Genomic DNA, 20,956 nt, shown 5'->3' on the forward strand with positions numbered 1-20,956 from the left:
ATCATGGCTGCCGCAAAAGTTTCCAAAACCAATGCCGCCAGAATTCTTGAAGGCCTGGGCATTCCCTACGAACTGCACACTGCTGACGTGGACGAAAATGACCTGTCAGCCGTGACCATGGCGCACAATCTGGGCGTTGACCCTGCCTGCGTTTTCAAAACTCTGGTAGCCAAGGGCGACAAAACAGGCGTGCTCATGGCCTGCATCCCTGCTGCGGCGGAGCTTGACCTCAAGGCGCTGGCCGCCGCATCTGGCAACAAGCATGTGGAAATGGTTCCGCTCAAGGATGTTCGTCCCCTCACCGGTTATATGCGCGGCGGCTGCTCCCCCCTTGGGGCCAAGAAGGCCTATCCGGTTTTTGTGGACGAAAACGCCATCCTGCTTGAAACCATCTTTGTGAGCGCAGGTCAGCGCGGCGTTCAGCTGCGCCTCAAGCCGGATGACCTGCTGCGCGCCGTTGCAGGGCAATACGCCCCAGTGGCGCGCATTTAGTAGCCCCCCGTATTTCCCGCATAAAACCCGCCCGCCGGGGCAGACACTCACAAGCTGCCGCGTGGGTATCATCAATACTTTACGGAGCGCATGCTCAGCCATCTGCCCATCCGACAAGGAGATCATCCATGCAGTATTACCACGCAGATGTGTTTTGCAATGAGCCCATGACCGGCAACGGTCTGACTGTTTTTATTGCCAAGGCCTTTCCGGAACGAACCGTCATGCAGCAGATTGCCCGGGAGTTCAGGCAGTTTGAAACAATATTCCTTGTCCAACGCAGTGATGCCGTTTTTGACGCGCGCATCTTTACGGTTGAGGAAGAACTGGATTTCGCCGGGCATCCCGTTCTGGGCGCTGCTGCGGTTGTGCAGCACGAATTTTTTCAGGAGGCCTCCAACACGGTTCTGTTCAACCTGAACAGCAAGCAGGTTTCTGTTTTCTGCGCACCGCAGGGCGATTTATATGACTGCTGTATGGATCAGGGGCCAGCGGAATTCATCTGCACCCCGGAGCCTGAAGAGTACACAACGTATTTGCAGCCGCTGAATCTGACACCGCACCATATTGCCGCCGGGTTTCCCCTGGAAGTAGTTTCCACTGGGCTGCCCTATCTGCTGGTGCCCCTTGCCTCAGGCCTGGAGCAGGCCCGCATTGTCGTGGCAGATTACGAATCGCGGCTTGCGCGGATCGGCGCAAAATTCGCGTATGTTTTTGACGTCAACGCGGTGGAAGGCAGAACCTGGGACAATGCGGGCATGGTGGAGGACATTGCCACTGGCAGTGCCGCTGGGCCGGTAGGGGCCTACCTGTACAAGCACAGTAGATTTTCTACCTCGCAGGAAATACTTCTCCGGCAGGGGCGCTTTGCGGGGCGTGACTCAGAAATCAGCATCCGCAGGGACAAAGCCAGCGGCAACATGCTGGTGAACGGTCAGGTTCGGCTGCTCGTGCGCGGGGAATGTCTTCAGGGCATGTAAAACCCCATCCCGCTCAAAAACTCTCAAAAAACAGCGCAAAAAAACAAAGACCCGTCTCCTTGTCTGCCATTGGCAGGACGAGGAAACGGGTCTTTTCAAAACTCACCGCAAGGGTGTTGGATTCTTGGCTTAACCTTCGTCACTCAAAGGGCGAAAGCTCTTTTTTGTTGCCCCGCATACAGGGCATTTCCAATCTTCAGGCAGGTCTTCAAAACGGGTTCCAGCCGGTATTTTGTGGCGTTTGTCGCCCCGGTCGGGGTCGTAAACGTAGCCGCAATTGACCATCTGGCACCGCCACATATCCTTGGATTCAGCCATACTCTGCCCCGCCTGTTAGCCCGCTGCGGGCGTTGCGGTCACAAAGCCCTTGCTGGCAGGGCCAGTTGTGGATGGCGTACCGGCAATCTTGGCAAGGTAGGTGTCGCCAAGTTTTTTGATATGCCCGTCAATATTATCGTAATAGGTCAGGTGGGCCTGTTCCTCGTCAATGATCCGTTCAAAAAGACGTGCAGAAACAATGTCGCCCGCATCCTTACAGATGGCAAGAAAACTGCTGTAAGCTTCGATGGTGGCTTCTTCCTGATTGGCGTCAGCCTCATAGATAGCAGTCACTTCCTGCCCGCTTACAATCTTGCCTTCTTTCTGGGTAGTGGGCTCGCCGCCCAGTTCCTTGATGCGTTCGGCAAAATTTTCGGCATGGCGCATTTCGTCAATGGCGATAAGCTTCATGTTGGCAGCAAGCTCGCCATAATCCATATCATCCAGATTGTAGTGCTGGTTCATATACTGATGGATGGCGAACAGCTCCATGGCGCGCGCCTTGTTCAGTACTTCTATGACTTTAGCCTTCCGGCTTTCCCTGTTTTCAGCCATGACGCAAGCTCCTTGGTTATAACAGGTTCAAGATGCTATTTGTATAATACGAATAGCAAAATCTCACAAGCAGCCGCGTACAGGGAAAAACTTTCGGACAATAGTTACTGGGTTATTTCAAGTGATCTCGCGCAGGTTTCGCACACGCCGTCGTATTCCACCCGCGAACTCAAAATACTCGCAAATCCCATTGCCTGCATGCCTTCAACTGTGGGGGCCTGCTTGACGTCTTCAACATCGCCAACCCGGCCGCAATAAATGCAGCGAACATGCTGATGGTTTGATATATCACCGTCAAAACGTTTGGTTGATCCAGCAGCTTCAAGACGGCGGATCTCGCCGCTGTCTGCCAGAAAATCCAGATTCCGGTACACAGTACCCAGGCTTATTCGGGGCAAACGCTCGCGCACAATGCTGTACAGCTCATCCGCAGTAGGATGGCTCTTGAGCTTGCGCAGTTCTTCCAAAATAACTGCCCGCTGCCGGGTCATTCGTGTTTGTGTTTGAGCCATGCCAGCCTCCAGTGTTGCTAAAAATTACTGTTATCGCGGAATACTGTCAAGCCCAAACTCAACCAAAAGACTAAGACTTCTGCCTGGCGAAAAACAGTGCGCAATGGCTGCTTATCGGAAATATGGTTCCCATGCTGAAAAAAAAGGCCTTGCGGCTGCTCCAGTTCAGCTAGAGCGCGTGCGCCCACAAGGCGCATAAAAAACATACCATCGCAGTGCGGGTAAATAAATAACTTTCAGAAAAGCGTCAAGGCGTAACCCCAAATTGCATCAGTCCGCAGGGGTATGATTACCTAGCCGTTTTTTTCAGCACAGGGAACACAGCAGGACAAATGCTCCGCAGCCGCGCAGGCCGCACCCCACAGGCCACTGTTGCCATCGGTGATGAGATAAATGGGAACAGAGGCCGCAATGCCGCCGATATCGGGCACCAGACCAAGCTCTTGCAGAAAGGCCGGATGCGTCACGCACAGGGAATTTTTGGCGGCAATGCCGCCAGCAATCCACAATCCGCCACGGCAGATGGTGGTCAGTATCCACTGGCGGCAAAAACGGCCCCAAAATCTGGCATACCACAATAACGTGGGCGTTTCGTGCGACAGGGCCTCGGCGCCCACGGCAGGGGGATAAAAAAACTGGCCGGAAAGATAGTAGTGCAGCACGGAGATGCCCTCGCCGGAAAGCACATTTTCCGCCGTGGGATAATCGCGTCCCAGCTCGCGCGCCAAAAAGGCCTGATAGGCCTGCTCTTCCGGCCCCACAAATGCAAAGGCCGCATGCCCGGCCTCCGAGGGCACGGCCAGCCAGCTTCCGGCAGAGTCATGTTGGCCCGAGCGCACCAGCATGGCAGCGCCAAGGCCAGTGCCAGCGCCAAGCACGGCCCTAGTATCTCTGGATTCGTCAATGGATCGTGTGCTGTTGCGCACAACTGCGGCCGTTGTGCCGCTGGGCGTCAACGTGGCAAAGGCTTGCGCGCTGAAATCGTTGAGCAGCAGGCAGCAGGCCAGATTGTACCGCTGCGACACCCCATCAAGGTCTACCCGCAACTGCCCGTTGGTGAGTTTGCCGCGCAGGCCCTTCACAGGCCCGGCAAGGGCAATAACGAGAGAATCACCCGCAGAAAATGGAGATTTCAAGAGCTGCTGCATGGCTTGCAGCACATCCTGGGTATTGCCCAGATCAGCCGATTTTGCCCACACCGCAGACGTGAGCGTGAGGTTACCCTCATGCGCAGTAAACAGGGCGAATCTTGCGTTGGTTCCACCTATATCTGCTGCGAAAATGCGTTGCATGTAGGCCCTAGCTCCGGCTGCGAGGCTAGCTGACATCCCTCTGATTATCAATTTTGCGCACGATGCCCGTGGTGCTGCAACCGTCTACCAGGCGGGCAAGATAGACCCTGCCGCCCCCCTGTTGCACGACATCGGCCCCGACCACATTGTCAATGGTATAGTCGCTGCCTTTTACGAGCACATCGGGCCGCAGGGCCGAGATGAGTTCAAACGGGGTATCTTCGTCAAAAAGCACAATGGCGTCCACATCTGACAGAGCAGCCAGCAGCAGAGCGCGGCTGTTTTCGTTCTGAATAGGACGGGTCGGCCCCTTAAGGCGGCGCACGGAGGCATCACTGTTGAGTCCCACAATCAGGTGGTCGCCCTGAGCGGCGCTCTGCCGGATAAGGGAAATGTGACCAGGGTGCAGCAGGTCAAAGCAACCGTTGGTAAAAACCACAGTTTCGTTTTTTCTGCGCCATTCTTCAATTTTTTCAACAAGATTCTGAACGCTAAAAAGCTTGGGATTGTCGGCCTGCTCACGCAGCGCCTCGTTAAGTTCTGCAATAGACACGGGCGCAGTGCCCATTTTGCCCACGGCGACCCCTGCCGCCGCATTGGCAAGGTGCATGCTTTCGGCCCAGGGCAGGCCTTTGCCCACGCATGCTGCCAGAGTGGCAATGGCGGTATCGCCCGCGCCGGAAACATCGGCCACTTCGCGCACGGCGGCGCGGCAGTAAACAGGTGCTTCGTCAGGAGTAAACAGGGCCATGCCCTTTGGCCCCCGCGTAATGAGCAGGCGTTCAATGCCGTAGCGGGAGCGCAGCTCCCCGGCAAGGGTTTCGCGCCGGGGTCTGCTGAGTGTTACGCCAGCGTCCAGCCCGCAGGCTGCGTCAAATTCTCCGGCATTGGGGGTAACGCAGTGCGCTCCGGCATAGCGCCGCCAGTCGCTGCCCTTGGGATCAACCAGCACGGCGATGCCAAGGCGGCGGGCTTCTTCAATGATTATCTGGCACAAATTGCAGCCGCTGGCCGATTCAAGCAACACGCCCTTGGCGTAGTCGGACAGAATAACCGCATGCCGCCCCGGCAACAGGGAAAGAACCTGATTCTTCAGAGCCTCGGCTTCATCGGCGCCAAGAGGGGCGCTTACTTCCTCGTCAAGGCGCAGCAATTGCTGCCCCTGCGCAAGAACGCGCGTCTTGCAGGTCGTGCGGCGGCTGGGCGAAACGGACAGCCCGTCTGCAATTCCCTCAGCCGCGAGCGCCGCGCGCAGGTCGCTGGCTGCGGCATCCTGCCCCACTACGCCAGCCACTGCCACATCAACGCCAAGGCGCACAAGGTTGCGCGCCACGTTGGCAGCACCGCCCGGCACAGACCAGCGTTTTGCCGCAGACACCACGGGCACCGGAGCCTCGGGAGAAATCCTCTTGACCTGTCCTGCAATGTAATGGTCAAGCATCACATCGCCCACAACCAGTATGCGTACTCCGTCAAAATTCATGACGCTCTCCCGGCGTGGTTCAGGCCTTGCCGCAGGCTTTTTTGATCAGCTCGGTCAGGCGGGCTTCGGTGCGGTCTGTATCCACAAGGGTGACTACCGACTTGCGGGCGGCATCGCCAAGGCGTTTGCGCTCCTCGGGACGGGAGGCAAGTGCTTCCAGAACGTCCGCCAGCGCGCCCACGTTGTCTTGCGGCACAAGACGTCCATTGCCGCCGTCCGTAATGGCTTCCGCATGGCCCGGCAGATCGCTGGCAACAACCGCAAGGCCAAAGGCCAGGGCTTCCACCAGCGCCGAAGGCACACCGTCGGCATCTCCGCCGGTGGTCTTGCGGCCAGGAGCCACAAAAACATCCGCCCGGTTGTACATATCCGCCATGTTTTCATGGGGAATCTGCCCGGCAAACTGCACCGAACCACGAAGCCCAAGCCGCCAGACAAGCCAGCGCAAACACAGCTTTTCCGACCCCTGGCCCACAAAGGTCAGCGAAAAATTCACATTTCTGTCGGCCAGCAGGCGGCATGCCCGAAGCAGCAGATCGTATCCCTTGCGGCGCGCAATGGTGCCCACAGCCAGCAGGTTGAAATCCGCAGCTTTATCCGCATCATTGGCGGCATCGGCTCCGGCGGGTGCGGGCATCTGCTCTTCCTGATCCTCCGGCGGCGTGAGCGTAAGGGGATCGCGCAACACGAGCAGTTTATCTTTCAGCTCGGGCAGCAATTGCAGCATGGCATCGCGCGTGGCTTCTGTATCGCAGCGCACAAAATCGGCATCCGCACCCTTGGCGGCCCAGTTGAGGCCGGGCTCAGTCATATCCTGAGCGCGCACGGCAAAGGCATACGGCACATGCAAAAGGCGCGAGGCAACCCAGCTGGCCGTTGCCGGGCCGTGGGCTCCTGCTGCGTAGAAAAATTCGATTTTTTCTTCCTGGCCCCAACGCGCCAGCATGGCCCCGGCGCAAAATGCGCGCAGGTGATCCCACCAGCGGCTGCCCCAGCGGCCACGCCCCGGCAGTTTACGCCAAAGCGTCCACAACTGAGAAGAAGAACCGCGCATGAGCCTGAGCATACCCAGGCAGGCCGCAAGCACACGCAGCGCGCCAATGCGCCGCACAGCCAGCGGCAGGGCATAGCCCTCAGGATTGCCCAGAAATCCGTTATCGCGGATGGCGTAAATACGGGTAAGCAGGCCCGCCGCGTGCATACGGTGGGCCTCATCCATCAGGCACTGACCGGAAGCCTCGGGAAAGCTCTCGGCAACCATGGCGCCGCGCACCACAGGGGCAACCCCCTGGAGCAGATTGTGCGAAATGGTGTCGGGCATCTGCGGCAGGTTGCGCTGGCGGCAGTGCAGAATGCCGTCTTCAAGGGTATAGATGCTGTCGCAAAATTCGGCCATCTTGGGGTCATGCGTAACCATAACCATGGAAACGCCGCCCGTATGGCAGAGCGAACGGAAATTATCCATGATAAGACGGCTGGTTTTAGCGTCCAGCGCGCCCGTGGGTTCGTCAGCCAGCAGGATGCGCGGATTGTTGACCATGGCGCGGGCAATGGCCACACGCTGCTGCTCGCCGCCCGAAAGGCGATTGCTGCGGTAGTGCACACGCGCAGAAAGGCGCACGAGTTCAAGGGCGCGGATAACCCGCTCCCAGCGTTCTTCCGGCGGAATCTTCTCAAATATCAGGGGGAATTCAACATTTTCAAACACAGTCGAGTGGTCAAAAAGGTTGCTCGACTGCATGACAAAGCCCATGGTGCCACGGCGGAAACTGGCAGTCTGCTCACGGTCAAGCGTCAGCACATCCTTGCCAAGAATTTGCAAAGAGCCGGAATCGGGCGCGTGCAGCATGCCCAGCACGTGCAACATGGTGGATTTGCCGCAGCCCGAAGGCCCCATGATGGCCACCATCTCGCCAGGAACTACCTCAAAATTCACGCCGCGCAGCACCGGTGTAAAACCAGCGTAGCATTTATATAAATCTTTGGCGACTATAACGGGTGCCATGATCCACCTTGTGCATGTGCGGCAGAGCCGCAACAACGCGGGCTAACCCGCGCATTGTGTGCTATTCGAATCGCAGAGCGGTTACCACGTCCATACGGCTTGCCTGCATGGCAGGGAACAAACCGCCAGCTATGCCAATAACGGCAGAAAAAACGATGCTTCCCACACTGCTGAAAAACAACAGTGAATACGAAACGCCCGTTCCAAGCGATAAGGAACCGATCTCGACCAGCGCGCAGCCAATAAAAATGCCAAGCATGCCGCCAGCAACAGATTTACAAAGAGCCTCGGCCAGGAATTGCGCCAGGATGTCTATATCCGAGCCGCCCATGGCCTTTTTAAGGCCCACTTCGCGGGTTCTGGCCCGAACTGCGGCAAATGTGCCATACCAGATGCCGAAACCACCCAGCATGAGCGATGCGGCAATACCAAGCCACAGCAGAGCCTCAACCCACATAAAGGTGGTTTTGATGCGTTTGAGCTGATCTTCCTGCGTCTGCACCACAATATAGGGAGCGGACTGATGCTCGCGCACCATCTGAGGAATAATTTTGACAAGCGGCGGCACGTCTTCCCACCCGATGGCGCGGATAAAGAGCCTGCGCACCTTGCCCCGGCCCCAGTTGCGGTCGGCCATGGTGGTATAGGGCAAAAAGCCGCCCTGGCTCCAGCTGCCGAGCATAACGCCGCTGACAACGCCTACCACTTCAAAAACATCCTGTTCCAGAAAGAGCAGCTTGCCGATAGCTTCTTCCGAACCGCCAAATAAATTTCTGGCCGCATCCCTGCCAAGCAGGCATACGCGCCTGTGAGAGTCCACATCTTCCTGATTGAGCAGCCGCCCGGCCACCAGATCAATGGAGTAGACCTCGGCGAAATACTGGTCGATGCCGATAAAATCCACATTCAGCGTGCGTTCGCCGGTGCCGCGTATTGGGAAAGTTTTATTATCGCGCAGGTTTCTGCTCACCAGGCTGACGCCGGGCAACTGGGAGAGGGCTTCCACAGTTTCAGGATAAAACTCGCGGTCTGGCTGGCCGGGGTACTGGGCGTCATCCATGTATACCTGGATGACGTTGACGCCACCCATGAGCACCATATCTTGCCCAACCTTGTACCGAATTTCGCGGCCAAGTACCGCCAGGACGATAAACGCCGTGATGCCAAGGGCGATGGAAAGCATCACCCCGAAGCCGCGCTGGCGCACAACCTGTCTGAGGCTGACGCGAATAAGGTCTGACATTGCAATCATGGCGCAATCACTACTCTGACAAAAAACGATAAAAAAAGCCGTGGCTTATGCCGCGCACATGCGCAACGCCATTGCCGCATCCTGCTGTCGGGCTGCATACAGATAGATTGCATTCAGCCCGTGACAAAAGGGCAAAAGACAGTACACGCCACCATGGGTGTATGTCAAAGCCTCTATTTTCATCCCCTGTCACGGGCCGCATGCGCAAAAGAGAAAGACACTGTCAAACCACGCCTCCATCAGGAGTGGTTTCAACATTGCTATTTTGTTCCCTGACTGTGTTCAGAGCGCAACACTACCCCGCCCTTGCCGACTTCATACCGCATGCCGTGCCAGACAATATCCCACGACTTTATGCTCTGCCAGTAAACAGAGGTGAACATGCGAACGGCGTCCGCAAAGGCCAGGCACCAGCGCCACAGCGGCACGGGCTTGGCAAGCAGGCCACGCCACAGATGCAGCGCGCTCACCATCGCCGCCAGCCAGAACAAGCCAAGCAACACGCCGGCGCCGCTGCCCACGTTCACAATCCAGCCCAGAAAGGCCAGGGCCGCGCAGACCATGGGCAGGGCCATCATAACACACATCAGGCCCAGCAGCTTCCACTGGCCGGGCATGCAAAACTTGAGAAAGAGCACCTGTCTGTCCATCCAGGCCCGCCAGACTGGCGTGGAGTGGTTAACGGCATCGGTGTGCAGCAAAGCGCCAGGGCAAAGCCGCACCTTGGCGCCGCGCACCTGAAGCAGGGCCGTGAGCGAGCAGTCGTCCACCACGTTTTCAAGCCACAACTGCGCAACGCCGTATTTTACGTAGGCCGCGCGGGTCATGGCCATAGCGCCGCCCCACAACTGGGTAAAGGCAGACATGGCTTGCAGATAGCGCATAAGCATGACGCACAGCGTATAGGCCAGTGTTACGGGCTGATCATCGCGCGGTTCCACCACATGGTAGCCGGTGCTGAACGAAGCCTCGCCCCTGGCCATGGGCGCTGCCAGATGCCGCAGAAAATCTGGTTCCGCCATGTGGGTGCTGTCGCAGAACACATAGACGTCCACTTCATCGCCCAGAGCGGCAATACCCTGCAGGCTGTTATGGTTTTTTTGCCCGCAACCCGTGGCGGTGCCTGCCACCACATGGCGCAGAGCGGGAAACTCCTGCTTGAGTCTGCCCACAAGCTCGGCGGCGGGTTCATTTTCTTCCGCTGTTACGAGCACAGGGACAAAACGGGGGTAATCCTGGGTCAAAAGGCTGCGCAACGCGCCTTCCATACGCGGGTCGCGCCCGGCCACGGGCACTATCATGCCCACCGAGGGCCATTTGTCTTCAGGTATGGCACGGTTGGCCTCGGCTTCTTCCTCAATACGGCGGGGCATGCTTTCGCCCCTGCGTGCCAGAATATACAACAGAGCGCATTGGGAGGTGGCCAGCAAAAACCATATCCAGAACATAGGCACTCCTTCATGTTATTGTTGGATGGATCAGCAATCGGCAGCAAGGACATGGATCCTTTGCAGCGCTTGCTATAAACGCATGCCAGGCAAGCCATGCCGGAGCAGGGCGCAATAACGCCCTGCCCGCAGCGCAAATTTTATTGGGGCAAGGGGGCGCAGTCTTCTGGCGCAAGCGGCGCATCGTGAGTACGCTTGCCCTCCAGCCGCACGTTCATGCCGTTCTTCAGGCTGATGACGCCCTCGACTTTATCGGCAGAAACAAGACGCCCCTTGAATGAATGCCCGGATGAATGGTGCGCCTCAATATCATTGTTACGCACCGTTCCATCTATGTGGTACACGTCAACCTTGCCGTTGTACAGACGCAGGTGCACCACGCCGCGCACCGAACCCTGAGCGGAAACGCACACGCCCACACGGTATGTTGATGAATAGAGCGAGCCTGTCCAGAGTTCGCGCACTTCCACAGGGGTGTTGGCAGCAGGCGGCGCTGGCGTTGCTGTATCCCCGGCGGGAAGGGGCGTATTTTTCTGTTCGCCGCGCTGTTCCGCCGTAGTGCCGGAGGATTGTTCCTGCTGAACTTGAACTTCGGCAGCGCGGGCCGCAAAAACACCCACGGTCATCAGACAAAAGCAGACGCAAAGCGCCGCAAGACACAAAACTACATATTTCAGCCGCGTGCGCCTGAGCCGTATTGCCCGCGTTGCCTGTGCAGCCCTGGAGCATGCACGCAGTGAATTTTGATCCAATTCCATATATTCCTGCGCCTTCCACACTTGGGCAGAAGACTGATTGACAAGTTCAGCCGTCAGTTGCGGCGCAAGCCAGCAAAAACGGCCTGATGCGCCTCCACCATGGCAGTGAAGGAAAAATCCCGCTCCACGCGCAAACGCCCGGCCTGCCCCATGACATCGCACAACGCGCCGTCCTCAAGCAGACGGCAGCAGTTTTCCGCAAGGGCCGCCACATCCCCAGCATGCGAAAGCAGACCGTTCTGCCCGTTCTCCACCAGCCGTGGAATGCCGCCAACCGATGTGGCGCACACGGGCAGGCCGCAGGCCATGGCTTCAAGAATCACATTGGGCTGCCCCTCGCGCACGGATGAAAGTGCGAAGATGCGCCCAGCGGCATAATGCCCGCGCATATCAAGCCCACCGGGGATAAAGTCCACATTGCTTCCGGCGGCGTGCTGCGCGGCCCACTGATGCAGATTGGCTTCTTCCGGGCCATCCCCCACAATACGCAAACGCGCCGAGGGGTGCCGTTGCAGCACAATCTCAAAGGCGCGCAGGAGGGTCAGGTGATCCTTGTCTCCCGCAAGGCGCGCCACGCAGACAATTTCGGGTGCACGGGCCGAGGGCGCTGCCCCGGACGGCGCAAAAAATTCCGTGTCCACCCCGTTGGGGATGTAGCTCAAGCGGGATTGCGGCAGACCAAAACACAGCAAAATTTCATGCAGTGCTTCGGAATTACAGATCATGTGATCCGTAAGCCGCCAAAGCCAGCGTTCATGTTGCCGCTTGGGGCCGCCGCCGCCACGGCAGGTTCCCACAATACGCGGGGCTGTTTTTTCGCCAAGCCAGCCCAGCCGCCCCCAGATGCGCCCCCAGATATTGGGCAGGGCCGTGCAAGGCACGATGACATCTGGTTGCAACCTGCGCAGCTTTGAATACAGTGCAGCAAAAAACAGGGGCGGCACCTTGCGGTCATGCCCCATGTGGTGCAGCTCTATGCCCGCATCCCGCGCGGCTTCATCCAGATCAGTGGGGCCAGTGAGCGTAAGCATGACCGGCGTAAAACGAGTTCGATCCAGGCGGCGGGCCAGTTCAAGGGTCTGGCGTTGCGTACCGCCATAACAAAGATCCTCCATAAAAAAGAGGATGCGCTGTGGGATGGTCATGCTTCTCCTTCAGATAACCGGACGGCGGAAAGTTGCGGCGCAAAAGCCGAACAGCCGTAAGCATTATTGTATGCATTCCGCCCGGTTTTGCAAGGCCGCCCAAGCCACCACCTCTTAATACATTTAAAATACACGCAATTATTTTATGCCTCCCTGGGCAGACCCCCAGGTGAGCGGATTGCGCGCGCCCCGCATTGCCATGCGCCCTGCTTGGGCTTACAGTTGAGGAATGACTGATTGCACCAACGATACATCCTTCAATAATCAGGCAGACAAACCCGCCCTGCGCGTGATTGTGAGCCTTGATGTGGAAGAAGAGGGGCTGTTTTCCGGCAATTATGCGGCGCAAGGCTGCGGGGTGCGCAATGTGGCCCTGCTGCGCAGGCTTGCCCCCTTCACCAGCGAGCTGGGCTTTCCGCTCACGCTGTTTTGCGCGCACACTGTTTTTGCCAATGCCGAAGCCTGTTCCCATCTGGCCTGGATGCGCGACCACTGCAATGCGGAGATCGCCGCGCACCTGCACCACTGGAGCACACCGCCGCTTGGGGACGCCACGGCGCAACCCGGCACGCAAAAACAGGGGCCGCCCACCCGCACAGACCGCCTGCCGCGCGAACTGCTGCGCCAGCGCCTGCGCACCCTGCTGGATGCCGGACGCGAATTTCAGGGCGCGGATCTGACCAGCTTCCGCATGGGACGCTGGGATCTCAAATCCACTGTGCGCCCCCTGCTGGCGGAGGAAGGCATCACCTTTGACAGTTCGGTCTGCCCCTTGCGCGTCTTCCATGACGGGCCGGATCATTTTCTTGCGCCCTCCGACCCGTACTGGCTTGAGGACGCCCCCGGCCTGCTGGAATCGCCGGTTACGCAGATTCCGCTTTCGCGCACACTTGCACGTCTGTGGCATGGGTGCGCCAAGGGCGCGGCCTGGGCCGATTCCTTTCATTTTTGGGGAGCGTTGAGCCCCAACCCGGTGTGGCACAGCGCCGCCGTGATGCGGGCGGCTACACGCCTGCACATGGCACGCGGCGGGCGGGTTTTGAGCCTGTTTTGGCATTCGTCAGAAATGCTGCCCGGCGGCTCGCCCAATATCCCCGATCAAAAAGCAGCCGATGCCCTGTACAAAAAAATTCATGATTTTCTGGCGTGGCTGGCGCGCAATTACGCAGTGCGCGGACTCACCGCCGCCCAACTGCGAGAGCAGGCCCCCGGCCTTGATTTCGGCCCCCGCCCGGCAGGCAAGGGAGACTGGTGATGCAGCGCGTGGTCTTTGTGCTGCTGGATGGCCTTGCCGCCGCCACGGCCCGCCGCTGCATGAGCTACATGCAGTCGCTCACCGATGCGGGGCTGGCGCGCCATACGGAGTTGCAAGGCGAACTGCCGCCGCTCTCCCGCCCCATTTACGCCACACTGCTCACAGGCTTGCGCCCGGCGCAAAGCGGCATTATGCATAATGATGATGCCCGGCTCTGCCCCGCGCCCACCATTTTCAGCCGCGCACAGGCCGCAGGCCTGACCACCGCCTCCGCTGCCTACCACTGGATGAGTGAACTGTGCAACATAGCCCCCTTTGAGCCGGGGCGTGACCGTATTACAGACGATGTGGCCCTGCCCATTGCCCACGGCCTGTTTTACTGCACGGATGCCTACCCGGACGATGAACTTTTTCACGATGCGGCCTGCCTGCGGCGGCACCATGAGCCTCATCTGCTGCTGGCGCACAGCATGGGCATCGACAACGCGGGCCATCTGCACGGCGCAAACAGCAAGGAATACCGGGATGCCGCCCGCAGGGCCGATGGGCTGCTGGCCCGCTGGCTGCCGGAATGGACGTCGGCAGGCTATGCGGTGCTGGTCACCAGCGATCACGGCATGGACGACGACGGCAACCATAACGACAACAGCGAAGCCACCCGCCGGGTTCCCCTGTGGCTGGTGGGCGAAGGGTTTAAAAACACCCCGCTGCCCACAGATCAAACGCAGATTGCGGGGCTTGTATGCCGTGCGCTCGGCATTGAATAACCCCCTGCACCTCCCAAATATCATGCGGCAGAACATGTTTAACGGCTATGTATGGATTTTGCTGGCGGCCCTGCTGTGGTCGCTGCTGGGCGTTGTTTCCAAGTTTTGCCAGCATGCGGGCGTATTGCCGCTTGAAACGGCCTTTTGGCGGGCGGCCATAGGCTGCGCTTTTTTCCTGGCGCATGCCGCTTTGACCGGGGGCCTGCGCATTCCCTTGCGCCATGCCCTGACATTTATGCTCTTTGGCGCATGGGGCGTTGGGGTATTTTTCGGGGCCATGCAAATGGCCATCAAGCTCAGCGGCGGCGCGACCGCCGTGGTGCTGCTGTATACGGCCCCGGTGTGGGTGGCTGTTTTTTCGCGCTTTCTATTTGGCGAGCACATAACACGGCGTAAGGCGCTGGCCGTGCTTATTGCCCTTTCCGGCACGGCGCTGGTCTGCTTTTCCGGCGGCAGCCTGCCGGGCGAGACCTCCCTTGAGGGCATTGGGTTTGGCCTGCTCTCCGGCCTGTGCTACGCCACGCACTATCCCTTTTACCGCTGGTGGCAACGCCGCTATTCCACAGCCAGCATTTATGGTTTCATGCTGCTGGGCGGCGTGGTGGCTCTTGGCATCAGCGGCCCGGTACATGTGGATCACGCCCCCGGCACATGGGGCTGGCTGTTCGCCCTGGGGCTGCTCACCTGCTACATGGCCTACATCTGCTACGGGCAGGGGCTGAAACGCATCAGCCTTGTACGGGCCGCCGTTACCTGCCATCTGGAGCCTGTACTCGGCACTCTTTGGGTCTGGTTGTTCTGGAACGAAAGTTTCAACGCGTCCGGCTGGTTGGGCGGCGCGCTGGTTCTCAGTGCAGTATTCCTGCTGACCACGGACAAAACCAGCGAATAGTGCTAATGGCTGGATGATAGTAAGTTACAACCTGAAAGTACCCCCACGAATACACTCCATTGCGCCAAATAAAACCCGCTCCACCAAAGACAAACCCCATCAGACTTTCAAAGATGCAGCGTACGGACTGCCGTGCTTTGTTTGCCTGATGGGGTATATTTATCGGGCTGATCTTGCCCTGACAGACCGAAGCGTTATCGCTGGCCGATCACATCCAGAAATACCAGCGGTGCGTTGCCGCTGCATTTGAGCGCATGGGTATCGCCAGGACGGGCGATGGTGATGTCGCCGCCTTTCACCGGGGTTTCCTTGCCCGCGCTGTCGGTGAACACGCCCTCGCCGGAAACGATAATATAGGCGTCTTCATTGTTTTCATGTTTGTGCATGCCGATGGAAGCGCCCGGTTGCAGGGTCATCCAGCCGATTTCCTTGATGACCATGTCTTTGGAGGCATCATTGCGGGTAAAGCCGAACTGACCGAACAGGGTTCCCTGGCCACCCGCCACCTTATCGCGGTTCCAGGTTTTCAAGGAATCCTTGGGGTAGAGCTGCGGTTCGCCCGCAAGAGCCGTTCCGGCAAACACCAGAGAACACAGCGCTGCGGCAAAAAGCATCTTTTTCATGATCACACTCCCGTTACATGAACACTCGCCATAATACAATATAATACCCTGAAATCACATTGGAACAATGAACGCCGACACACAGGTGGCAATCTGTGGCTGACGGCCTGAACATACGCCCATGCCCCACCCCTCGCAAGTGAATTATTTCCCAATCAAAAGGCCGAAGTCTCGTCTCAACCGGCCTTGCCCCTTGTGGCCTGCGCATGCTTAGTGTATAGGCAAAAGCCTACGCCCTGCCGAATGTGCAAACATTGCGGCACGGTTGCATATTTATGGAGCAAGCCCGCTCCGTACTACAAAAAATTCACGCATGGAGGCTGCGTTCCTGATGCCCTTGCCCTGGGCATACGCAGAACATTATGAGCAATATCATTCTGACCGGGGATCGCCCCACGGGTAAGTTGCACATCGGACACTTCGCCGGATCGCTCAAGCAGCGCGTTTTGCTGCAAAATTCTGGCAAATTTGATGAAATCTACATCATGCTGGCCGATGCCCAGGCTCTGACCGACAATGCCGACAATCCTGAAAAAGTGCGCAACAACATTCTTGAAGTGGCGTTGGACTACCTTGCCTGCGGCATTGACCCGGAAAAATCCTCCATCTTCATTCAGTCCCAGTTGCCACAGCTTTATGAGCTGAGCTTCCATTATATGAACCTTGTCACCGTGTCGCGCTTGCAGCGCAACCCAACGGTCAAGGCAGAGATTGCCCAGAAAAATTTTGAGCAGAGCATTCCCGTGGGATTCTTCACCTACCCCATCAGCCAGGCGGCAGACATCACGGCTTTTGAAGCCACCGCCGTGCCGGTAGGTGAGGACCAGAAGCCCATGCTTGAACAGACTGTGGAAATCGTGCGCAAGTTCAACAGCACCTACGGCGAAACCCTGGTGGAACCGCAGATACTGCTGGAACAGAACGCCGCCTGCCTGCGCCTGCCCGGCATTGACGGCAAGGCCAAGATGAGCAAATCCATCGGCAACTGCATCTATCTGAGTGATTCCGAAAAGGAAGTTCACGACAAGATTTTCAGCATGTTCACCGACCCCGGGCACCTCAAGGCTTCCGACCCCGGCAAGATTGAGGGCAATACCGTGTTCACCTATCTGGACGCATTTGCCGTGCCGGAAGACTTTGCCAAGTTCAATTCGCCCTACCCCAACCTGGACGAAATGAAGGCCCACTACCAGCGCGGCGGTCTTGGCGACGTGGCGGTAAAAAAGTTCCTCAACGAGGTCATGCAGCAGATCCTCAGCCCCATCCGCACCCGCAGGCAGCAATACGAACAGGACATTCCTTTCGTCATTGACGTGCTCAAGAAAGGTACGGAAAAGGCTTATGGCAAGGCCGCAAAAACCCTTGAAAAGGTTCGCCGGGCCATGAAGCTGAACCATTTTGAAGCGGGCCTCAAGCTGCAATCCAAGTAAACAGCCCACTCAGGCGGGTTGCCCGAAGCGCAGATAATTGCGCCGTACCATACCAGCCATCCCCGGCAGTGCCAGCAGGCAGTGCCGGGGATTTTTGTTTTTTCTGCGGTGCGCTGCTCATGACAGGCTTGACATTAGTTCTATATCGAAATAAATTTTCCCCATGAAGACCGATCATATTGTTGCCCTCATAGGCCGGGTGCGCGAGCAAGCCAACAACCTTATAGTTGCCGAACTTGAAAAGCGCGGGCACGGCGGCATGGCCCCCTCTCACGGCGCCATTTTGCAGGCCCTTTTTACACGCGGCCCCATGCATATGAGCGCGCTTGCCGAGGCAATAGGCAAACAAAAAAACACTGTGACTACACTGGTCGGCAAACTGGAGCAGACGGGCTACGTAACCAAATCTCCCTCGCAGGAAGATTCGCGGGTTATGCTGGTTTCCCTTTCCGGCAAAGCGCTTGCTGCAAAGACTGATTTTGACGCCATTTCCCAGACTCTGCTTGATGCCGTGTGGGGCGACATGCCCCAAGCCGACAGGGAAACCCTTGTTGCCGGGCTGGAAAGAGTGCTGCGCAACATCAGCCTGAAAACCATATTCTGATACCCGCAAAAGCATCCAACGCACAGTGCTATGGATGTTTTTTTGTGAAACAATAGTTCGATATAGAACAAAAAGGAGCTCATCATGCAAAAAGTAATCGATTTTCTTGCAGCCAACACCACGGTTTTTCTTGCCACTTCTGACTCCGGCGCGGCCCGCGTGCGGCCCTTTCAGTTTCAGTTTGCGGAAAATGGCCGCCTGTGGTTCTGCACCGCGCGCTCAAAAGAAACCTTTGCTCAGTTGCAGAGCGACCCCCGGCTGGAGTTTGCCTGCATGTCGCCCAAGATGGAAACCCTGCGCGTAAAAGGGCAGGCCAATCTGGACGATGACATGGCAATCAAGCGGCGCATCATTGAAAACAACGGCCTTGTGCGTTCCATCTACGGCTCCGCCGAAAAACCCCATTTTACGGTTTTCAGCGTTGATCACGGCACGGCCTTCATGTTTGATTTCAGCGGCAACCCGCCTCAGTCTTTCAGCTTCTAGAACGATAAACCGTACCTTCAGCCTCGCATGTCACGCAAATCTACGCTCAGTGGCTGCATGAGTGGCTGAAGGTGCGGCCTCCCGGCAGTAGTCATGCCCTGCCCCATCAGTACATCGGTTGCTTCGGATCGGCATGCGGGGGTATACAGAGATTGCGGGCAAAGGCGCAGTGACTTTTACGCCTTCGGGGGGTTCAGATGTATACTTTTGACCTGCTGTGCTTCTGTATTTCTGTGGCTCTGTACGCCGCATACAATCTCTATATCCGTTTCAGGGAATCATCCAATCCCGGCTACACAATCCACGGCATATCGCGGACGGCAAGGGTTCAGTGGGTGGCGTCCATTCTTGAAAAAAAGAATGGCATTCTTGCCGTGCAAACTCTGCGCAACGCCACCATGGCCTCAACCTTCATGGCCTCAACAAGCGTTTTGCTGGCTGTGGGCGTGCTCTCCCTTACAGGCAATGGGGAAAATGTCAGGCATACATGGCACGCGCTGAACTTTTTTGGTTCTGTGGAGCCGGGCATGTTTGCCTTCAAGATTCTTGCCCTTTTGCTGAATTTTTTTCTGGCTTTTTTTTGCTTTGCCTCCTCTCTCAGGCTCTACACGCATGTGGCCTTTATGCTGGGCGCGGAAGCCGGGCAGAAAAATTCTGACCAGCTTGGCAGCATGGCAGAAAAATACCTGAATATGGGTGCAAACCATTTTTATTTGGGAATGCGCGCCTTCTATTTCACCGTGCCGCTGGTTTTCTGGATTTTTGGCGCGCAGTTCATGATTTTTGGCACTGTCTTTTTGATCAGCATTATTTTTGTTCTTGATAAAACGCCATAATACAAATCGAATCAGATATAATCTTGAAATATTTTACACTGATACCCTTGGTAATATCGTAAAAAAATTCTGCATTTAAGCACCACCTAACGCATATACATGCATATTACGTTTAATTTTTTATAAATACCACCATATAAATAAAACACACTGATGAAAATAACAGTCCATACGAGAATATTATCCAGTTTTCACAACACACTTCTACCTTCATTGTTGCAGAATAGCGTATTTTTCTATCTAATATGAACGACTTTTGTAAGCATAATTAACGGCGTACTCACCATTTTCATCACTAGCATGCAGTTTTTATATGCAGTTTATTTAGGTATGCGCATTGTTTTAACCTTGACGCAAGTCAGATAGAATTGACGGCTTAGTAGGCAAGAGGTACTTTATTCTTGTCAAAGAATGTTTGTAATCAAATGAAAAAGTCAACCATGGGAGGGAAAGGCATGAAGATTGTATTTTCTGGATTGGTGCTAGGACTTATGACTATATGTTTGGTGGCTTGCAGCAAAAACGCCCCTCAACCTTCTGCCCAGCCAAATGAAACGCTGGTGATGAGCTCTGAGATTGAGAGCACGGTGGCAAAGGTTGAAGCTGTTGATCTGAAAGCGCGCAAGGTAACCTTGAGCAGCCTTCAGGGTGATTTGTTTATTATTCATGTGAGCAAGGAAGCCGTTAATCTGCGGCGCGTAAAGAAAGGAGATATGGTCGATATTTCCTACGGGCGTGAACTGACAGTGTGGTTGGCGGAACCTGGTTCTGTGGCTGACGAACAGGCTACTGCTGTTGTCAGGGCCAAACCCGGATCCCAACCGCAAGGCATGGGAGTAAGAGAATCGAACTTTACCGCCAAGATACTTGCCATGGATAAAGTCAACGAGCTGGCCAAGCTTGAACTCGCCAACGGTTCTGTGGTGGTGGTCAAGGTGCAAAATCCAGAGAACCTCAAAAAACTTAAGGCCGGGGATACGCTGGGCATAAGTTATCTTGAGGTTGTTGATATCGCCGTACGGAAGAGCCCTAAGCAGAGCTCCAAGCAGGGTTCCAAACGTTGATTCTATAAGCCTGGTGTATTCAAGGGTCATATTAATGAGGGAATGGTCAATGAACGGGAAAATTCTTCGGCGTTTGATGATCTTCTTAACCCTGCTTGCACTCATGGTCGTTGCACTTCCAGCGCCCTCCGTGGCCGACAGCGCGGCATCAATCAATTATGATGTTACTGCTGCGTTAAACCAGTTATACGCTTCAAGCCCGGCGGCAAAAAAAATGGGAAGCGCGGCCAAGGGAATCCTTGTCTTTCCCAACATAGTCAAGGGCGGCCTTATCATTGGCGGTCAATTCGGCGAAGGCGCCCTGCGGGTTGGAGGCAAAACCAAGGGCTTCTATCGTAGCGTTGCAGCATCCTACGGGCTGCAGGCCGGTATACAGAAGTTTGGCTATGCTCTGTTTTTTCTTTCGGATGATGACCTGAAGTATCTGAAAAGCAGTGGAGGATGGGAGATAGGTGTCGGCCCCAGCGTGGTGGTTGTGGATGAGGGTATGGCCAGATCGTTTACCACTACCACGGCTCGCTCTGGAGTGTACGCATTTTTCTTCAACCAGAAGGGGCTGATGGCTGGCTTGGGTATTCAGGGTAGCAAAATAACTGAAATACATCCGGGCAAGTAGCCTCTGTTTTTCACATACTCTTCAGCCTGTTGAAATGCATAAACGGCGGCTTACGGTTCAAGGTAGGCCGCCGTTTTTCTTGCGCATGCGGTTGAAGATAGTGAACCCGTGATGTGGTCATACTCGTTCTTGGGCTCAAGCTT

Annotated in this window: 22 protein-coding genes; 11 read left to right on the top strand and 11 right to left on the bottom strand. The window is 56.5% G+C overall.

Annotated features, from left to right (window positions below; translation table 11 throughout):
* Positions 1 to 3 precede the first annotated feature (3 nt).
* The gene (gene ybaK, locus RDK48_RS09720; protein WP_298993704.1) at positions 4 to 492 is read left to right on the top strand and encodes a Cys-tRNA(Pro) deacylase; all 489 of its coding nucleotides are present in this window, start codon (positions 4 to 6) and stop codon (positions 490 to 492) included.
* A gap of 128 nt (positions 493 to 620) precedes the next feature.
* Complete coding sequence (locus RDK48_RS09725) at positions 621 to 1,472, top strand: PhzF family phenazine biosynthesis protein (protein ID WP_298993701.1); 852 nt, start codon at positions 621 to 623, stop codon at positions 1,470 to 1,472.
* Positions 1,473 to 1,601: 129 nt separating this feature from the next.
* Here RDK48_RS09725 and RDK48_RS09730 read toward each other — a convergent pair whose 3' ends face one another.
* The 10 genes from RDK48_RS09730 to RDK48_RS09775 all read right to left on the bottom strand — a co-directional run bounded on the left by RDK48_RS09730 (position 1,602) and on the right by RDK48_RS09775 (position 12,240).
* Positions 1,602 to 1,790: a rubredoxin gene (locus tag RDK48_RS09730; protein WP_298993699.1), complete on the bottom strand. Its 189-nt coding sequence runs from the start codon at positions 1,788 to 1,790 to the stop codon at positions 1,602 to 1,604.
* Between the two features lie 15 nt (positions 1,791 to 1,805).
* A complete protein-coding gene (locus RDK48_RS09735; protein WP_298993697.1) occupies positions 1,806 to 2,345 on the bottom strand; it encodes a bacterioferritin in 540 nt (179 codons plus the stop codon).
* A 104-nt stretch (positions 2,346 to 2,449) separates the two neighbouring features.
* Positions 2,450 to 2,857 (bottom strand): Fur family transcriptional regulator, encoded by a 408-nt coding sequence (locus RDK48_RS09740; protein WP_022659167.1) that lies wholly within the window; start codon positions 2,855 to 2,857, stop codon positions 2,450 to 2,452.
* Between the two features lie 293 nt (positions 2,858 to 3,150).
* Positions 3,151 to 4,149 carry a glucokinase gene (locus RDK48_RS09745; RefSeq protein WP_298993694.1) on the bottom strand — a complete coding sequence of 333 codons (999 nt, stop codon included), beginning with the start codon at positions 4,147 to 4,149 and terminating at the stop codon, positions 3,151 to 3,153.
* A 25-nt stretch (positions 4,150 to 4,174) separates the two neighbouring features.
* Positions 4,175 to 5,632: a D-glycero-beta-D-manno-heptose-7-phosphate kinase gene (rfaE1, locus tag RDK48_RS09750; RefSeq protein ID WP_298993691.1), complete on the bottom strand. Its 1,458-nt coding sequence runs from the start codon at positions 5,630 to 5,632 to the stop codon at positions 4,175 to 4,177.
* A gap of 19 nt (positions 5,633 to 5,651) precedes the next feature.
* The gene (locus RDK48_RS09755; RefSeq protein ID WP_298993689.1) at positions 5,652 to 7,637 is read right to left on the bottom strand and encodes a glycosyltransferase; all 1,986 of its coding nucleotides are present in this window, start codon (positions 7,635 to 7,637) and stop codon (positions 5,652 to 5,654) included.
* Between the two features lie 61 nt (positions 7,638 to 7,698).
* Positions 7,699 to 8,889: an ABC transporter permease gene (locus RDK48_RS09760; protein WP_298993686.1), complete on the bottom strand. Its 1,191-nt coding sequence runs from the start codon at positions 8,887 to 8,889 to the stop codon at positions 7,699 to 7,701.
* A 260-nt stretch (positions 8,890 to 9,149) separates the two neighbouring features.
* The gene (locus RDK48_RS09765) at positions 9,150 to 10,337 is read right to left on the bottom strand and encodes a glycosyltransferase family 2 protein (RefSeq protein WP_298993684.1); all 1,188 of its coding nucleotides are present in this window, start codon (positions 10,335 to 10,337) and stop codon (positions 9,150 to 9,152) included.
* 140 nt (positions 10,338 to 10,477) lie between these two features.
* Positions 10,478 to 10,963, bottom strand: a complete 486-nt coding sequence (locus tag RDK48_RS09770; protein WP_298993682.1) for a hypothetical protein — start codon at positions 10,961 to 10,963, stop codon at positions 10,478 to 10,480.
* A 185-nt stretch (positions 10,964 to 11,148) separates the two neighbouring features.
* Complete coding sequence (locus RDK48_RS09775; RefSeq protein WP_298993680.1) at positions 11,149 to 12,240, bottom strand: glycosyltransferase; 1,092 nt, start codon at positions 12,238 to 12,240, stop codon at positions 11,149 to 11,151.
* Between the two features lie 229 nt (positions 12,241 to 12,469).
* Between RDK48_RS09775 and RDK48_RS09780 the strand changes: the two genes are divergently transcribed.
* From RDK48_RS09780 to RDK48_RS09790, 3 genes are read left to right on the top strand one after another with little or no spacing between them, the layout of a single operon-like run.
* Positions 12,470 to 13,495, top strand: coding sequence for a hypothetical protein (locus RDK48_RS09780; protein WP_298993678.1), 1,026 nt, complete (start codon positions 12,470 to 12,472; stop codon positions 13,493 to 13,495).
* Complete coding sequence (locus RDK48_RS09785; protein ID WP_298993676.1) at positions 13,495 to 14,262, top strand: alkaline phosphatase family protein; 768 nt, start codon at positions 13,495 to 13,497, stop codon at positions 14,260 to 14,262. Before RDK48_RS09780 ends, RDK48_RS09785 begins: the two co-directional genes overlap by 1 nt.
* A 34-nt stretch (positions 14,263 to 14,296) precedes the next feature.
* Positions 14,297 to 15,154 (top strand): DMT family transporter, encoded by an 858-nt coding sequence (locus RDK48_RS09790; RefSeq protein WP_298993673.1) that lies wholly within the window; start codon positions 14,297 to 14,299, stop codon positions 15,152 to 15,154.
* Between the two features lie 194 nt (positions 15,155 to 15,348).
* Here the strand turns inward: RDK48_RS09790 and RDK48_RS09795 are convergent, their stop codons facing one another.
* Complete coding sequence (locus RDK48_RS09795) at positions 15,349 to 15,777, bottom strand: cupin domain-containing protein (RefSeq protein WP_298993670.1); 429 nt, start codon at positions 15,775 to 15,777, stop codon at positions 15,349 to 15,351.
* A gap of 362 nt (positions 15,778 to 16,139) precedes the next feature.
* Here RDK48_RS09795 and trpS point away from each other — a divergent pair, with 362 nt between their 5' ends.
* The 6 genes from trpS (at position 16,140) to RDK48_RS09825 (ending at position 20,813) form a co-directional block, all read left to right on the top strand.
* A complete protein-coding gene (gene trpS / locus RDK48_RS09800; RefSeq protein ID WP_298993669.1) occupies positions 16,140 to 17,207 on the top strand; it encodes a tryptophan--tRNA ligase in 1,068 nt (355 codons plus the stop codon).
* Between the two features lie 163 nt (positions 17,208 to 17,370).
* Positions 17,371 to 17,811, top strand: coding sequence for a MarR family winged helix-turn-helix transcriptional regulator (locus RDK48_RS09805; RefSeq protein WP_298993668.1), 441 nt, complete (start codon positions 17,371 to 17,373; stop codon positions 17,809 to 17,811).
* Positions 17,812 to 17,895: 84 nt separating this feature from the next.
* Positions 17,896 to 18,297 (top strand): pyridoxamine 5'-phosphate oxidase family protein, encoded by a 402-nt coding sequence (locus RDK48_RS09810; protein ID WP_308587924.1) that lies wholly within the window; start codon positions 17,896 to 17,898, stop codon positions 18,295 to 18,297.
* Positions 18,298 to 18,494: 197 nt separating this feature from the next.
* The gene (locus RDK48_RS09815) at positions 18,495 to 19,133 is read left to right on the top strand and encodes a DUF599 domain-containing protein (protein WP_298993666.1); all 639 of its coding nucleotides are present in this window, start codon (positions 18,495 to 18,497) and stop codon (positions 19,131 to 19,133) included.
* 455 nt (positions 19,134 to 19,588) lie between these two features.
* Positions 19,589 to 20,197, top strand: coding sequence for a hypothetical protein (locus tag RDK48_RS09820; RefSeq protein WP_298993665.1), 609 nt, complete (start codon positions 19,589 to 19,591; stop codon positions 20,195 to 20,197).
* Positions 20,198 to 20,246: 49 nt separating this feature from the next.
* The gene (locus RDK48_RS09825; RefSeq protein WP_298993664.1) at positions 20,247 to 20,813 is read left to right on the top strand and encodes a twin-arginine translocation pathway signal protein; all 567 of its coding nucleotides are present in this window, start codon (positions 20,247 to 20,249) and stop codon (positions 20,811 to 20,813) included.
* Positions 20,814 to 20,956: the final 143 nt, after the last annotated feature.

Origin of the sequence: uncultured Desulfovibrio sp. (assembly GCF_902477725.1) — a bacterium.
Taxonomy (GTDB): domain Bacteria; phylum Desulfobacterota; class Desulfovibrionia; order Desulfovibrionales; family Desulfovibrionaceae; genus Desulfovibrio.